This window comes from Micromonospora sp. CNZ285 (assembly GCF_004637285.1).
Genome location: NZ_SPQD01000001.1, coordinates 2253741 through 2269765 on the forward strand (window position 1 = coordinate 2253741; position 16025 = coordinate 2269765).

Sequence of the window (16025 nt, forward strand, 5' to 3'; positions counted from 1 at the left end):
GTTTGCCGCGCGGCCGCCGGGGCACCTGACGGTCATGACGGATCCGGAGCAGTTCCAGCGGCAGCAGGAGGGCGCGCTCGAGCGCGGGCAGGTGTTCCAGGACGCCGAGGGGCGGCGTACCCGGGACCCGGGTGCCGGGGCGGAGAACGCGGAGAGCGAGGCCGACCGCAACGCCGAGCGCCTGGCGCGCGGCGAGGTGGGCCCTGGCGTCCCGGAGGACTGACGCGCCGAGGCGGGTGTCAATGTAGCGTTGACAGGTGACCCTGGACCACCTGTCCGAGATCGCCGCGGCCCGGGTCCGGCTGGACGACCGCGAGCTGGACCTGATCGACCGGGCCCGGCACGACGGCGCCACCTGGACCGAGATCGCACGGGCGCTGGGCCTGGGCAGCCGGCAGGCCGCCGAGCAACGCCGGCAACGCCTCGTCGCGGCCCGGCGGGCCCGCCTGGCCCGGCTCGATCCGGTCGGCGCCTCCGACCTGCCCGTGCTGCGGGCGGCGGTCACCGACCTGCACCGCTGGATCGAGGCGGACCGCGCGTGGGACGGCCGCTTCCCCCGCGCGGCCTTGACGCGCCGCACCTGCGCGCTCGCGCTGGACGCCGGCGCCGGGCCGCTGCACACGCTGGCCGCGCACCTCGCCGACGACCTGGCCGGAGCCGGGCGGCGGCTGCCCGCTCCGGCCCGCGACGCCGCCCGGCGCATCGCCGCCGCGCTGTCAACATCGCATTGACATACGACCGAGGCATTGCCCCATGACGGCTCAACTCCGGAGGATGTGAGTCCACCAGACTCAACCTCTCGGGGGAATCCATGCGCCGCAACGCCGTCCTGTTCGTGGCCGTCTCGCTGCTGTCCGGCCTCGGCGGCAGCGCCATGGCCCTGGTCTGCGGCATCTGGATCCTGGACCTGACCGGCTCGACCGGGCTCGCCGCGCTGGCCGGTCTCTGCGTGTACGCCCCGGCGCTGGCCGGCCCGTGGCTCGGCGGCCTGCTCGACCGGGTGCCCCGGCGTCCGCTGGTGATCGGCGTCAACCTCGTCCTCGCCGCCGCGCTGCTGAGCCTGCTGGCGGTACGGGGGCCCGGCGAGGCGTGGCTGATCTACGCCGTCTCGCTCGCCTACGGGATCGGCTACGTGCTCGTCGACGCCGGCGAGACAGCGCTGCTGCCCGCCGCGCTCCCCCCGGCCCGGCTGGCCGACGTCAACGGCTGGCGGTCGAGCGCGCAGGAGGGCGTGAAGCTGGTGGCGCCGCTGGCCGGGGCGGGCCTGTACGCGTGGCGGGGCGGGCACGTCGTCGCGGTGCTCGCCGCCGTCGTACCGGTGCTCGTGGCCGTGCTGTACGGCGCGTTGCGCCTGACGCGGACCGTCCCCGCTCCCCGGCCGCCCGCCTGGCGGGGGTGCGGGACGGGCTCGCCGCGCTGCTGGCCCGGCGGGCGGTACGGGTACCCGTGGCGCTCGCGGCGGTGTCCATCGCGATGTCCGGCTTCACCACCGCGGCGCTGTACGACGTGGTGGTGACCGGCCTCGGGCTGCCGTCCACCTTTCTCGGTGTGCTCGCCGGCGCCCAGGGTGGCGGATCGCTGCTCGCCGGGCTGGTGGTCGGCCGACTGGTCCGCCGCCACGGCGAGATCGCGGTCGGTGCCGCCGGCACGGTCCTGTTCGCGGCCGGCTGTCTCGGGCGTTGCCTGCCCTGGTGGCCGGGCACTGTGGCCGCCTCGGTGATGATCGGCGTCGGTCTGCCGTGGACGCTCGTCGCGGCGGTCACCGCCGTGCAGACGTACACGCCGCAGGCGATGCTCGGGCGGGTCGCCGGGACCGCGAACACGGCGATGTTCGGCCCGATCACGCTGGCCATCCCGCTCGGGTCGGCGGCGGTCGCGGCCGGCGGCCGGCCACCGCTGGTGCTCGCCGCGGTGGCGTGCCTGGCCGCGGCACTGGCGGCGGCCCGGGGCGGAGGCCGCGAAGGCGTCATCACCGCGTCGGAGGCCGAGGCCCGGGTCCGGGCCTGACCGGATGCGGCCCGTCCCCAGGGGTGAGGGGGACGGGCCGCACGATCGTCAGCGCCAGGTGTCGCTGACGGCCCGGGTGCCGCCGGCCGGCGTGGTGAGCGTCCGGTTCGCGCCGGACTCCCAGATCACCGTGCCGTCCGGGTTCTTCTTGACGTACTTGTACTCGACAGCGGTGTTCGCGGGCAGGTCGACGGTGGCCCGCCAGACCGGGTAGGCGGCCGGCGAGAGCGCGACGGCGGCTGCCGGGTTCCAGCCGCCGAGCGCCGGGACGTTGCCGACCACGAACACGTTCTGCCCGTAGACGGTGGTCGCGGTGGCGGAGAACGTGGTGGCCACAGTCGTGCTGACGGTGTCGCCGCGGAACGTCTCGGTCACCGCGTACGTGCCGCCGGCCGGGGTGGTGAACGTCCGGTTCGCGCCGGACTCCCAGGTGACCGCGCCGGCGGCGGTCAGCTTGACGAACTTGTACTCCACAGCGGTGGACCGGGGCAGGCTGACGGTGGCGCGGTAGGCGCCGCCGCCCTGCGGGGCGAGCTTGACGCCGCTCGCGGGCGTCCACGAGCCCAGCTCGGGGATGCTGCCGACGACGTAGACGTCCTGCCCGGCGGCCGCGTTCGCGGCGACGGTGAACGTGGTGGCGATCCGGTCACCCGGGCTGACGGTGGGCGAGGCGGTCGGCGAGGCGGTCGGCGAGACCGACGGGGACGCGGTCGGGGAGGCCGACGGGGACGGGCTCGCGCCCGGCCGGGCGTTCACGTGGATCGCGACCGCGTCGTTCGCCGGGAGGGTCACTGTGGCCCGGCCGCCGGACACGGTCACCGTGGAGCCGGTGCAGCCGCTGCCGGTGGCGACGCCGGAGATGACGTCGCAGTACCGGCCGTCGGCGAGCCCGGTGACGAAGGTGGCGGTGGTGGCCGAGCCGGAGTCGTTGATGCCGATCCACGCCCGGTCGCCCCGGTGGAAACCGATGACGTTGCTGTTCACCGTGGTGAAGTCCGAGACGGTCTTCACCGGGCGGGCCGCGTTGGCCCAGCCGACCATGCCCTTGACGCCGGTGGTGCGGTTCAGGCAGTTCCAGGCGGCGCCGCAGACCGTGTCGGTGACCCGGCCGGTGCCGTCGTGCGGCGGGGACTGGTTGCGGTTGGACCAGGTGAAGCTGTCGTAGACCGACGGCTTGCCGTGCGGGTAGGCCAGCGCGAAGTAGTTCGCCAGCACGTAGTCGCTGCCGTTCTTGTACGACAGCACCACGCCGTCGCGCTCCAGGTCGTGGTTGGTGACCATGGAGAACACGTTCGCGCCGGGCGCGTCGAGGTTCCAGTTCGGCACGTTCGCCAGCGCCGAGATCGAACCCTGGAACGCCGAGCGGATGCCCTTGGCGTACGCGAAGTCGAGCACGTCGCCGTTGCCGATGTAGGCGCGGGCCTGCAACGCCGGGTTGCTCGCCCCGTCGAAGATCTCCTGCGCGACGTACGGGCGCCGGCCCTCGACGACGGTGTTGTTCAGCTTACCGAGGACGGCCGCGAAGTCGTCCTTGCGGATGTGCTTGACCGCGTCGACCCGGAAGCCGTCGACGCCGAGCCCGATCAGGTCGTTCAGGTAGCCGGCGATCTTGTTGCGGACCGTTTCCTTCTCGGTGTAGAGGTCGGACAGCGACAGCAGCTCGCAGCTGGTCACCTGGGCCTCGTTGTTCCAGTCGCTGATCGTGCCGCCGGTCGGGCAGTTGTCGCCGGGACGGTGGAAGTCACCGTCGCCGTACGGCACGGCCGGGTAGCTGTAGCCGGAGAACTCGGTGCCGGCGTAGCCGCGCGTACCGGCCGGGTTGTTGGTGCCGGCCATGTGGTTGACCACCGCGTCGACGTAGACGCGCACACCGGCGTCGTGGCACGCGGTGACCATCGCGGCGAACTGCTGGCGGTTGCCGAACCGGCTGTCCAGCTTGTACGACACCGGCTGGTAGACCTCGTACCAGGGGTAGGCGCCGTCGGCGCTGGCGGGCAGCTTCACCGACTCCTGCGGCGGCGCCACCTGCACGGCGCCGTATCCGGCCGGTCCGAGGTGGTCGGTGCAGGCGGCGGCGACCGAGGTCCAGTTCCATTCCCAGAGGTTGGCGGTCACCTCGCTGTCGTTGAGGACGACGGCGGCGCGGGCGGGGGCGGTGGTGGCAGCGGCGACGGCCACCGTGCCGCCGGCCGCGACGAGCGCGGCGGCGAGCAGCAGGCGACCGGCGCGGCCACGGGGGTGTGGCCTGGCGGAGTGCATGGCTGGGGGACCTCTTCCGTGGGTTCGAAAGGGTGAGCGGGGGTGGGGCGGCCGTCCCGGGTAGCGAACACCATGCGCCATCCATGAAAGTCTTTGCAAGAGCTTGCGGCAAAGTTTTCGAAACCAGCAGGCAACACGAGTGGCCTCGGATTCCCGACCACCAGCGGCGATCCATGCCGGACCGAGCGGGCCGGCGCTCGACCGAGATCCCGCCGCTCGGGACGGGACGATCCGCTTCGCGGGACGACCGCAACTTCCGAGCAGATTTTCCAACGTTTGCGGGCTGGGTGCGTGCCGCTGATCCCCGAGACCCCCGGACACGGACGAGCCCCGGCCCGTCGCGGCGCGACGGACCGGGGCTCGCTCAGATGTGGCGGATCAGGCCAGGTCGAAGCGGTCCAGCTCCATGACCTTCGTCCAGGCGGCGACGAAGTCGCGGACGAACTTCTCCCGCGCGTCGTCGCTGGCGTAGACCTCGGCCAGCGCCCGCAGCTGCGAGTTGGAGCCGAAGATGAGGTCGACCGCGGTGGCGGTCCACTTCACCTGGTCGGTCGCCAGGTCCCGGATCTCGTACACGTGCTCCTCGGACTCCGCCGCCTTCCACCGGGTGCCCGGGGAGAGCAGGTTGACGAAGAAGTCGTTGGTGAGCACGCCGGGCCGGTCGGTGAGCACGCCGTGCGCGGCGCCGCCGACGTTGTTGCCGAGCGCGCGCAGGCCGCCGACCAGCACGGTCATCTCCGGCGCGGTCAGGTTCAGCATGTACGCGCGGTCGACGAGCAGCACCTCCGGCTGGGTCTTCTCGCCCGGCCGCAGGTAGTTGCGGAACCCGTCGGCGCGCGGCTCCATCACCCGGAACGACTCGACGTCGGTCTGCTCCTGGGTGGCGTCGGTGCGACCCGGGTGGAACGGCACCGTCACCTCGACGCCGGCGTCGCGCGCCGCCTGCTCGACAGCGGCCGAGCCGGCCAGCACGATCAGGTCAGCGAGCGAGATCTGGGCGCCGCCGGCCGCGTTGAACTCCTGCTGGATGCCCTCCAGGGTGGAAAGCACGGTGGCGAGCTGCTCGGGCTGGTTGACCTCCCAGTTGCGCTGCGGCTCCAGCCGGATCCGCGCGCCGTTGGCGCCACCGCGCTTGTCGGTGGAACGGTAGCTCGCGGCCGAGGCCCAGGCGGTGGAGACCAGCTGGGCGGTGGTGAGGCCGGACTCCAGCACCTTCGCCTTGAGCGCGGCGACGTCGGCGTCGTTCACCAGCTGGTGCGCGGCGGCCGGCACCGGGTCCTGCCAGAGCTGGGCCTCGGGCACCCACGGGCCGAGGAAGCGGCTGACCGGGCCCATGTCACGGTGCAGCAGCTTGTACCAGGCCTTGGCGAACGCCAGCGCGAACTCGTCCGGGTTCTCCAGGAAGCGGCGGGAGATCTTCTCGTACGCCGGGTCCACGCGCAGCGACAGGTCGGTCGTGAGCATGGTCGGCTTGTGCTTCTTCGACGGGTCGTGGGCGTCCGGGATGATCGCCTCGGCGTCCTTGGCGACCCACTGCTTGGCGCCGCCGGGGCTGGTGGTCAGCTCCCACTCGTAGCCGAAGAGGATCTCGAAGAACCGGTTGCTCCACTGGGTCGGCTTGTCGGTCCAGGTGACCTCGAGGCCGCTGGTGATCGTGTCGCCGCCCTTGCCCTCGCCGTACGTGCTCAGCCAGCCCAGGCCCTGCGCCTCCAGCGGCGCGGCCTCCGGCTCGGGGCCGACGTGCCGGTCGGCCGGGCCAGCGCCGTGGGTCTTGCCGAACGTGTGGCCGCCGGCGATCAGCGCGACGGTCTCCTCGTCGTTCATCGCCATCCGGCGGAACGTCTCGCGGATGAAGTGCGCCGCCGCGAGCGGGTCGGCGTTGCCACGCGGGCCCTCCGGGTTGACGTAGATCAGACCCATCTCGGTCGCGCCGACGCCGGCCACCATGTCCTTCTCGGAGGCGTAGCGCTCGTCACCCAGCCAGGTGTCCTCGGGACCCCAGAAGATCTCCTCCGGCTCCCAGACGTCCTCCCGGCCGAAGCCGAAGCCGAAGGTCTTGAAGCCCATCGACTCCAGCGCCACGTTGCCGGCGAGCACCAGCAGGTCGGCCCAGGAGATCTTCTGGCCGTACTTCTGCTTGACCGGCCAGAGCAGCCGGCGGGCCTTGTCCAGGTTGGCGTTGTCCGGCCAGCTGTTCAGCGGGGCGAACCGCTGCCCGCCGTCGCCGGCGCCACCGCGGCCGTCCTCGATGCGGTAGGTGCCCGCGGCGTGCCAGCTCATCCGGATCATCAGGCCGCCGTAGTGGCCGAAGTCGGCCGGCCACCAGTCCTGCGAGGTGGTGAGCACCTCGCTGATGTCCCGCTTGAGCGCCTCGACGTCGAGCTTGGCGAACTCCTTGGCGTAGCTGAACTCCGGGCCCAGCGGGTTGCCCTTGGACGAGTGGGCGTGCAGCACCGACAGGTCGAGCTGGTTGGGCCACCAGTCGCGGTTGCTGCGCGGACGACCGCCGGTCTTCGGGGTCGGCGAGTCGATCGCCGGGTTCTCGCTCTCGCTGCCGTGCGCGGTCACGGAGTCGTGCGCGACCGGGCAGCCGGCCGCCTCCTTGGCGTCCACGCCCTGCGGGCTGACGGGCCGGTTGTCCTGGGTGTCGCTCATCTGCTTCCTTCCGAACTGGCGGATCACTGGGCGGTGCGGTCGGCCGCGCAGCCGGGGCAGGTGCCCCAGTAGACGACCTCCGCCTCGTCCACCACGAAGCCGTGGTCGTCCGAGGCGGTGAGACAGGGGGCGCGGCCGACGGCGCACTCGACGTCGGCGATGGCGCCGCAGGAACGGCACACGACGTGGTGGTGGTTGTCTCCCACCCGCGACTCGTAGCGGGCCGTGGCGCCGGCCGGCTGGATGCGCCGGATCAGCCCGGCGTCGGTGAGTGCCCGGAGCACATCGTAGACCGCCTGGTGGGACACGGTGGGCTGCTCGGCGCGGACCAGGGCGATCACCGTGTCGGTGTCGACGTGCGGGTGGTCGCGCAGCGCGGACAGCACCGCCAGGCGGGGCCGGGTCACCCGCAACGAGACCGCCCGGAGCTGCGTCTCGAAGTCGGCCGTCATGCGACGACCTTAGTCCGGTCTTTTGGAATCAATCAAGTTTTTGCCCAGGTGTGTCGGCCGTCACATCATGGCACTCCGGGCGCACGAAAACGGGGGTGCCGCGCCAGGCGCGGCACCCCCTCCCCGGAAAAGGGCTCAGGCGGCGGAACAGGTCGCCGTCGGGGTGTTGCTGTTGCCGTTCTTGTAGAGCGTGATGCCGAAGTTGTTGCCGTTGCCGTTCGGGCGCGCGGTGAGCGTGCCGCTGGTGCCGCTGATCGACGCGTTCCAGCTGTTCTGCAGGCTCTGCCCGCCCTGGGTCTGGATGCTGACCACCCAGTTGCTGGTGCCGCTGACCGAGAAGGTCACGTTGAACCGGTCGCCCCACTCCTCGGCCCGGCTCACGCTGACCGTGCAGCCACCGTTGTTCGGCGGCGGGGTGGTCGGGTTGCCGCCGCCGGTGCCGCCGATCGTGATGTTGGAGTTGCCGCTGCTCTGGTAGCCCTCGGTGGCCAGGATCTGGTAGTCGTGCGAACCGAGGTTCATGCCGTAGCGCGACCAGGCGTCGAAGTGGTTGCCGGAGGTGATGGTGCCGCCCACGCGCTTCGACTGGCGGACGCTCCAGTACTGGTAGAACGTCCGGGTGCCCTCGATCGAGGGGGCGTTGACCCGCTGCGTGCGGTAGATGTCGTACGTGCCGCCGTCGGAGGACACCGAGCCCATGTAGCCGCTGCCCGGCGGGCGCCAGCTGCCCCAGCTGTCCACGATGTAGTACTCGACGAGCGGGTTGCGCGTCCAGCCGTAGAGCGTCAGGTACGCGTTACCGGACGGGTTGAAGCTGCCGGAGTAGCTGACCGTGCGGCGGCCGCCCGGGTTCCACCCCTTGCCGGCGACGAAGTTGTTGATGTTGCTCCACTGGGTGCTGTACTGACCACCGTTGCCCATGGTCATGGAGACGTTGCCACTGTCCTTCCAGAAGGAATAGAAGTAGCCGTTGTTGGTGCCGGTGGAGTTCGACGTGACGGTGGTGTCGGCGTAGGCCGGACCTGACGCGACGGCCGTCGCCCCGGCGGCGATCAGCGCCACGGCACAGGCGCCGCCGAGGGCCATCCTGAGGCGTCCGCGCCTGCGGATGCCCGTACGGACGGGGGCGTCTTTCATGGACGGGTTTCCTCCCTGTGACGGCTGGCGGGCGGCCAGCTTCCGGTGGCGCGAGCCGCGGGTGCTCGCCCGCCCGCGGACGGCGGGACCGGGGCGACAGCCGCGCCACGGGTGGTGGTCGGACATCGACGTCAATCGAGATACGCCGATGGCCACAGTATTGGAGCCCTGATTCATCCTGTCAACAAGTTCCGGAAATGTTGTGGTAACCCCGGCTCGGGCCCTGAACGGGCGTTACGGCTGCCGGAAAGGGCCTCCGATCAGCGTCGACGGGTCGGCGACAGTCGTTCGACCGCCATCGGAGCGGACCGGATTCCGAAACTTTTCGGTCCCGTTCCGGATCAACACCGCCGGCGCCACTCGGCGCGCACGAGCGGGCCGAGCCGGGCACCACCGTCCACATTTGACGGCTCGCCGGACGCTCGGTTCAATGACGGCCGGACCGGATCGGACCGATTCCGGCCGGGTGAACCGAGGACGTCGCGCACCGGTCCGGCGTCCGTCATCACCGGAGGGACCGCCCTGTGACACCCGATGCCCCCGGCGCGCGCCCGCGGCCGCGCCGGATCCCGCGCGGCGTCGTCGCCGCCGGCGCCGCCGGGCTGGCGGCGCTGAGCCTGGCGGTCGCCGCCCTCAGCGGGAGCGTCGCCACCGCCCGCGACGACGAGCCGGCCGGCCGGACCGTCTCCGCCGAGCACCTGGCCGCCATCCGGACCGCTGCCCGATCCTGCCCCGCGCTGACCCCGGCGCGGCTGGCCGGGCAGCTGATGGCCGAGTCGGGTCTGGACGCGCGGGCCGAGCGGACCGCGTCCGGCGGCCGGGGCCTGGCCGGGCTGGACGACGAGCGGTGGCGGACCTGGGCGCCGTGGCCGGACGCGCCGCGCACCGACGGTGCCGCCAACATCCTCGCGCTGGCCCACCACATGTGCGATCTGGCCGGGCAGGTGCGCGCGGCGGCCGTCCCCGGCGACCCGTGGCGGCTGTCGCTCGCCGCGTTCCACACCGGGTTCGACGAGGTACGCGCCGCCGAGGGGGTGCCCTCGGCGGCGGTCCCGTACGTCGACGAGGCGAGCCGGTACGCCGCCTACTACGGGCGGCAGGACGGCTTCGCCGAGACCGGCCCGGCGAGCGGCGAGGGCGAGCGCCGGCAGCCCAAGGCGGTCCCCGCCGCGTACGTCCGCCTCGTGGTACGCGCCGGCTCGGTGTGCCCGCAGGTGCCGCCGGCCGCTGTCGCCGCGCAGCTGATGGCCTCCTCCGGATTCGACCCGAACCTGCTCGGCGACGGTGGCCGCAAGGGCGTCGCCCAGTTCCGGCCCGAGCTGTGGCGCGCGTACGGCCCGTCCGGCGCCTCGCCGTGGGACCCGCAGGCAGCGGTACCGGCGGCCGGCGCCACGCTCTGCGCGCTGCGGCGGGAACTGGCCGCGCTCGACGGCGACCCGGACCTGCTGGCGCTGGCGGCGTACCGCGACGGGACCGACGCCGTGCGCCACACCGGCGGCGACTTCGACGCCGGGACGCAGGCGTTCCTGCGCACGGTCCGGGAGTTCACCGACTTCTACGCCCTCGACGGCCGGCTGCGCGGCACGCCGGCGACGTCCGGCACGCCGTCGCCCGGCACCCGGACGCCGAAGCCGCCGGCCTCGTCGGCCGCGCGCCCGTCCACGTCGTCGCCGGCGGCGGGCACGTCGAAGGAGCCGGAGAAGCCGGCCGCGCCGGTCCGCCCGGCCGGCGCGAAGCAACTCATCGGCAAGGAGACCGGCCTGTGCGCCAGCGGCGGCAGCGGCGACGGCGTACGCGTCGTGCTGCGGGCCTGCCGGGAGGAGCGCTTCCAGTGGTGGACGTTCGCGTCCGACGGCAGCGTCCGGGTCGAGGGCGGCCTCTGCCTGGACGTGGCCTGGGGCGAGAAGCGCGACGGCGTACCGGTGCAGACGGCGTGGTGCAGCGGCAACCCGGCGCAGAAGTGGGAGTGGATCGAGAGCCAGGGCCGGCGGTCGCTGTTCAACCGGGCCACCGACCGCTGCCTGGACGTCGACGGGCACGCCGCGGGCGCACCGCTGAACGCCTGGACCTGCGTGTTCAACGTGAAGCAGACCTGGTCGCTGCGCTAGCCGCGCGACCGGGCCCGCAGGCCGGGCCGGATCAGGGATTCGAGCCCACGGCCAGCCCGAGCACCCCGCAGCAGGCCACGCCGACGACGGCCAGCAGGACCAGCATGACGCTGTAGTTGGACCACATGCCGAACCGGGTGACGTCGGTGCCGTAGCCGTCGTACACCCGGTTGCGCCACCCACCGAAGCGGAACGCGAGGTGGTGCGCGGCTCCCGGCTGCACCGCGAGCGTCGTGGTGACGATCGGGACACCCATGAAGTCGGTGTACCGGACGTCGTGCGCGCCGGCCGGCACCGCGACGTGCCATGTCCCCTCGCCGGGGATGGCGACCACCTGGCGGTTGATCTTGAAGCGGCTGGTCGCCGGCACGGGGATCAGGTACGGCCCGCGGTTCACCGAGACGACGAGCACGCCGCAGCCGGGCGGCGGGGTGATCGGGTGCGGGTAGGCGATCAGCGGGCTGACGCCGCCGGGCATCGGCGGGTACGGCTGCGAGGGGAGGTAGGACACGGCTGGATTCTGGCACGGCCGTGCCAACCGTCGATCCCCGCCGGTCAGCCGGCCCCGGTCGCCCCGCCGATCAGCCGGCTCCGGTCGCCCCGGCGTCGGCCAGCAGCCGCTGTCGCATGAGGAACTTGCGCACCTTCCCGGTCGGCCCCATGACCACGTCGTCGTCGGGGACCGTCACCACCCGGCGCAGCGTCGCGGCCACCGCCGGCCCCAGCGCGGCCCGGACCCGGTCGGTACGGTCGGCTGCCGGATCGGCGTCGGCGGTGAGCAGGAGCAGCACGTCGGTGACAGTCGTGCCGTCCTCCCCCGCCGCCGCGAGCACGGTGCAGTCGCGGACGTCCGGGCAGTGCCGGAGGATGCGCTCCTCGGACAGCGCGGTGTACAGCCAGGTGCCGCCGCCCAGGTCGACCGCGTCGCTGGCCCGGTCGACGTGGTGGTAGTCGCCGGCCTCGTCGCGGTACATCAGGTCACCGGTCAGGTAGTAGCCGCCCAGCCGGGTGCGGTACGTGGTGACCGAGTCGTTCCAGTAGCCGAGCGCCAGCGTCGGCGACTTGAGGCCGACGTGCCCCACCTGCCCCGGCGGGACCTCCTCGCCGGTGTCCACGTCGAGCAGCGCGATCTCGGCGAACGGGTACGGCCTGCCGACGCAGCGGTCGTAGCGGTCGCTGCCGAGCCGGTGGGTGATCCGGAACGCCCCGTGTCCCATCTCGGTGGAGCCGAGCATGTCGACGAACTTGGAGCCGGGGACGTCGACCATGCCGTCGCGGGTGTACGCGGGGTGGCTGCCGACGGCGACGAGCCGGCGTACGTGCGCCTCGTGCGCGCAGTCACCGGTGTTGAACCAGTTGCGCACCGAGCTGAGGTCGCGGGTGGTGAGGTCGACCCGGGCCAGCTCGGACCAGGTCACCGCGAAGCCGAACACGCCGGTGGGGCGCCACCGTTCGATCGCGTCCAGGATGGTCTCGGCGCTGCGCTCGAACGGGCCGCCCTGCGCGGACAGGCACAGCAGCTGGTAGCCGTTGCAGAGCGCCTGGTTGAGCGTGATGATGCCGGCGGCGTGCGCGGCCGGCAGCGCGGACATCTCCCGCACCTCGCCGTACGGCCGGGACTCGGTGAGCCGGACCGCGCGGATCGCGGCGAACAGGCCGTGGTGCGAGTGGACGATCGCGGCGGGTACCCGGGTGGTGCCCGAGGAGTGGGTGATGACCACCGGTTCCTCGGGATGGTGCCGGTGGTGCGGCGGCGCCTGCGCCGGGTCGCCGGTGCCGGTCTGCGCCGCGTCGCCGAGGATCTCCACGCCGAGGTCGTGCCCGGCCAGGGCGGCGTGGTCGGCGTCGACCACCACCCCGGCCCCGCGCAGCCGCCTGACGAACTCGACCGCCAGCGGGATAGGCATGTTGCCGTTCATCAGCGCCGGGATCGCGCCGAGCCAGGTCAGCGCCAGGAAGTTGAGGAACACGTCGGGCGCGGAGGTCACGTACACCGCGATCGGGTCGGCCCGGCGGACGCCGCGCGCCCGGAACCAGGCGGCCCGGGCCGCGACCCGGTCGGTGAGCGTCGCCAGCGACAGCGGCGTCCAGGCGGGGATGCCGTCGACGTCGGCGTCGAACGTCACCCGGGGCATGTCCATGTCGGCGCCGTGCTCGGCCAGCCGGAGCAGCACGTTGCCCGCGCCCAGCTCCGTGTCGGCCGCCAGCGTCGCCCGGAAGTTGTCGGCACCCAACGAGTGGCCTCCTCAGCTGACACGCGTCACGGCCGCGCCCCGTACCGGCCGCCGAGCGGGGACACGATCAGGCTAGAGCGCCCGCCACGCTGAGACAATGGTCGATGCACGGACGGTCAGGAGACCTCGCGGTTGAACAGGTGCGACGACCAGAACAGACTGGCGGCGGCCAGCCCGGACATGATCAGCGCGCCCTGCCACACCACGGTCTGGGTGATCTGGCCGGCGAACAACGCGCGCATGCCGTCGGTGGCCCAGGCGAACGGGTTCCACACCGCGACCCGCTGGATCCACATCGGCGCCAGCACGAGCGGGATGAGCACGCCGGCGAGCAGCGACACCGGCTGGCCGACGGTGTTCACCAGCACGCCGAGACTGTTCTCGTTGCGCACCAGCAGCGCGATGTCGTACGAGATCGAGGTGCTGAGCAGCACCATCACCGACAGCAGCGCGTACGACACCAGCAGGTTCGCCAGGTGCACCCGCAGGCCGAACGGCAGCGCCACCAGCGTGACCACGACGGCCTGGACCACGTTGAGGCACACGTGCATCAGCGCCCGGCCCAGCAGCAGGCCGGTCCGGCTCACCGGCGTCACCCGGCACCTGTCGATGATGCCCGCGCGCAGCGCGCTGAGCAGCCCGTAACCGGCGAACAGGCCGCCGAACAGGCCCATCGCCACGAACAGGCCGGGCACGTAGATCCGGTACGCGTCGGCATAGGACGCGGCGCCCCGGTCGACCATCACCACCTTGAGGAACGGCGCGAACAGGATCAGGTAGGTGATCGGCTGGGCCAGGCTGAACGCCACCATCACCGGGTTGCGCACCATCAGGCCGGCCTCCTGCTGGAAGATCAGCCAGGTGTCGCGGACGAGCTTCACGCCGTACTCCTCTCGGCGTCCGGTCACTCGGCGAGCGACCGGCCGGTCTTGGCCAGGAACACGTCGTCGAGGCTGGGCCGGCGGGCCTCGATCGCGCCGGGCTCGATGCCCCTGTCGTAGAGCGCCCGCATGATCTGCGGGATGGCGGTGGCGGCGCTGTCCACGTAGAGCCGCAGCGTGCCGTCGACCGGCTCGGCCGCGTGCACGTACGGCGCCTCGGCCAGCAGCTTCGTCGCGGCCGGCAGGTCGCCGCCGGTCTCGTCCGCGACGTCGGCGGTGGCGAAGTCGATGGCGACCACGTCGCCGGAGATCTCGCGTTTGAGCGCCGACGGGGTTCCCTCGGCCACGATCCGGCCGGCGTCGATGATCGAGACCCGGTCGCAGAGGCTGTCGGCCTCGTCCAGGTAGTGCGTGGTGAGGAAGATGGTCATGCCCTCCTCGCGCAGCCGTCGTACCTCCTGCCACATCCGGACCCGGCTGGGCGGGTCGAGTCCGGCGGTGGGCTCGTCCAGGAACATGACCTGCGGCGAGTGGATGACGCCGAGCGCCACGTCGAGGCGGCGGCGCTGCCCGCCCGAGTACGTCTTGATCTTGCGGTCGGCGAAGTCGTCGAGCTGGAACGCGCGGATGGCGCCGACGGCCAGGTCCTGCGCCACCGACTTGGACAGCCCGTGCATGCGGGCCTGGAGCACCAGGTCGCGGCGGGCGGTGGAGTCGTCGTAGGTGCCGCTGGCCTGCGCCACGAAGCCGATCCGCCGCCGGACCTGCGCGGGCGCGCGCAGCAGGTCGACACCGGCGATGGTGGCCGCTCCCCCGCTGGGCCGGATCAGCGTGGCGAGCATCCGCAGCGTGGTGGACTTCCCGGCGCCGTTCGGGCCGAGGAACCCGACGATCTCGCCGCGCCGTACCGCGAAGTCGACGCCGCGGACCGCGTCGACTGTGGTGGCGCCGCGCCCGCGTCCGACCCGGAAGGACTTGCGTAGGCCGGTGGCCTCGATCATCGAGCCTCCTCGTGCGGCACGACGCCGGCGCGGGTGCGTCAGGTCAGGCTAGTTCCGCGCCGACTGTTGGACAACGGTCGATACGTCAGGCGTCGGGAGCCGTCCGTGCCAACGCGGCGAGGTGCGCCGCGGCCGTGCGGGCGCCGCCTGCCGCCGCGAACGACTCAGCGACCCGGCGCGCCCCGGCCCGGTACGCCGGCTCGTCGAGCACCGCGCTCAGCGCGGCGGTCAGCTCCGCCGGGGTCGCCGACTGGAAGGAGACCTCCAGACCGGCGCCCGCCCGGCACACCTGGCTCGCGACCGCCGGGTGGTCGTGCCGGATCGGCGCGACCACCACCGGCACGCCGTGCGCCAGCGCCTCGGAGACGGTGCCCAGCCCGCCGTGGGACACCAACGCGCCGAGCCGGGGCATCAGCTCCAGCACCGGCACCCGCGGCGCGACCAGCACGTGCGGCGGCGGGTCGGGCACCAGGCCGGGCCCGGCCGTGAGGATCACCTGGACCCGGTCGGCGAGCGGCGCGGTCGCCGCCGTCATCCGCCGGAAGAAGTCGGCGGCGAGGTGCTCGGCCATCGTGCCGACGGTGACCAGCACGTGCCGGCGGCCGGGATCCCACGCCTCCCAGGCGAACGAGGGCGCGTTCGGCCGCCGTCCCAGTGCCGGCCCGGTGAGCACGCAGCCCGGCGGCAGCGACGCCGGGCCGGTCAGCGCCGTCGTGGTCAGCCCGATCACGAGGTACGGCGAGAAGCGCAGGTCGATCGTCTCGTCCACCGGCACGTCGGTCATCGCCCACACCCGGTGGATCTGGGCGTCCACCCAGTCGGTGAACTCGGGCATCTCCTCCGTGGGCGGCGTCAGCTCCAGCATGCCGACGCAGAACGTCGCCCACGGCAGCCCGCGGCGGTGCGCGGCGAGCGCGCCGGCCAGCGCGTACTGGTCGGCCACCACCACGTCCGGCTCGTACCGCTCGACCGCCGCGTCGGCGGCGTCGCGGATGAACCGGTTGGCGGGCAGCACGTGGCCCTCCCAGAGGCTGCGTACGGAGTCCGGCCCGGACGCGCCGTCGGGGCGGTAGTAGCGCTTGCCGGTCGGGAACAGCGTGGCGTCCGGGCCGACCAGCGGGCGCAGGTCGCTGCGCGGCCCGACCCAGGCCACCTCGTGCCCGGCCGCCTCCAGTTGCTGGGCGATGGCGACCGGGGCGTGCAGATGGGACTCCACCGGCAGCACGACGAACAGGAAGCGAGCCACGTCGATATGATCGCACGCGCGTTGACATCCACCGGCGTCACTGAT

At 72.9% G+C, this 16025-nt stretch carries 12 protein-coding genes and 1 pseudogene; 4 read left to right on the top strand and 9 right to left on the bottom strand.

The annotated features are described in order from the left end of the window. The first annotated feature begins 34 nt into the window (after positions 1-34). The 3 genes and pseudogenes from CLT75_RS10385 to CLT75_RS10395 form a co-directional block, all read left to right on the top strand. Positions 35-223: a hypothetical protein gene (locus CLT75_RS10385; protein ID WP_013286843.1), complete on the top strand. Its 189-nt coding sequence runs from the start codon at positions 35-37 to the stop codon at positions 221-223. Positions 224-257: 34 nt separating this feature from the next. Beyond that, the gene (locus CLT75_RS10390) at positions 258-731 is read left to right on the top strand and encodes a hypothetical protein (RefSeq protein WP_135240608.1); all 474 of its coding nucleotides are present in this window, start codon (positions 258-260) and stop codon (positions 729-731) included. 80 nt (positions 732-811) lie between these two features. Continuing rightward, a pseudogene (locus CLT75_RS10395) lies at positions 812-2017 on the top strand (MFS transporter); the annotation flags it as partial. Positions 2018-2055: 38 nt separating this feature from the next. Here CLT75_RS10395 and CLT75_RS10400 read toward each other — a convergent pair. From CLT75_RS10400 to CLT75_RS10415, 4 genes are all read right to left on the bottom strand, one after another. After that, complete coding sequence (locus CLT75_RS10400) at positions 2056-4266, bottom strand: carbohydrate-binding module family 20 domain-containing protein (protein WP_135240609.1); 2211 nt, start codon at positions 4264-4266, stop codon at positions 2056-2058. Positions 4267-4644: 378 nt separating this feature from the next. Further along, complete coding sequence (gene katG, locus CLT75_RS10405; protein WP_135240610.1) at positions 4645-6921, bottom strand: catalase/peroxidase HPI; 2277 nt, start codon at positions 6919-6921, stop codon at positions 4645-4647. 23 nt (positions 6922-6944) lie between these two features. Beyond that, positions 6945-7373, bottom strand: a complete 429-nt coding sequence (locus tag CLT75_RS10410) for a Fur family transcriptional regulator (protein ID WP_135240611.1) — start codon at positions 7371-7373, stop codon at positions 6945-6947. Between the two features lie 135 nt (positions 7374-7508). Then, the gene (locus CLT75_RS10415) at positions 7509-8510 is read right to left on the bottom strand and encodes a glycoside hydrolase family 11 protein (RefSeq protein WP_135240612.1); all 1002 of its coding nucleotides are present in this window, start codon (positions 8508-8510) and stop codon (positions 7509-7511) included. 524 nt (positions 8511-9034) lie between these two features. On the opposite strand from CLT75_RS10415, the gene CLT75_RS10420 reads away from it, so the two are divergent. Then, positions 9035-10618, top strand: a complete 1584-nt coding sequence (locus CLT75_RS10420; protein ID WP_135240613.1) for a ricin-type beta-trefoil lectin domain protein — start codon at positions 9035-9037, stop codon at positions 10616-10618. Positions 10619-10649: 31 nt separating this feature from the next. Here the strand turns inward: CLT75_RS10420 and CLT75_RS10425 are convergent, their stop codons facing one another. The 5 genes from CLT75_RS10425 to CLT75_RS10445 all read right to left on the bottom strand — a co-directional run bounded on the left by CLT75_RS10425 (position 10650) and on the right by CLT75_RS10445 (position 15980). Next, positions 10650-11129, bottom strand: coding sequence for a hypothetical protein (locus tag CLT75_RS10425; protein ID WP_135240614.1), 480 nt, complete (start codon positions 11127-11129; stop codon positions 10650-10652). Positions 11130-11199: 70 nt separating this feature from the next. Further along, positions 11200-12852, bottom strand: coding sequence for a class I adenylate-forming enzyme family protein (locus CLT75_RS10430; protein WP_135240615.1), 1653 nt, complete (start codon positions 12850-12852; stop codon positions 11200-11202). A 116-nt stretch (positions 12853-12968) separates the two neighbouring features. Beyond that, on the bottom strand, positions 12969-13733 hold the full coding sequence (locus CLT75_RS10435) for an ABC transporter permease (RefSeq protein ID WP_013476421.1): 765 nt from the start codon (positions 13731-13733) through the stop codon (positions 12969-12971). A 23-nt stretch (positions 13734-13756) separates the two neighbouring features. Further along, positions 13757-14734: an ATP-binding cassette domain-containing protein gene (locus CLT75_RS10440; protein ID WP_135240616.1), complete on the bottom strand. Its 978-nt coding sequence runs from the start codon at positions 14732-14734 to the stop codon at positions 13757-13759. Between the two features lie 85 nt (positions 14735-14819). Next, complete coding sequence (locus tag CLT75_RS10445; protein WP_135240617.1) at positions 14820-15980, bottom strand: glycosyltransferase; 1161 nt, start codon at positions 15978-15980, stop codon at positions 14820-14822. Positions 15981-16025 lie beyond the last annotated feature (45 nt).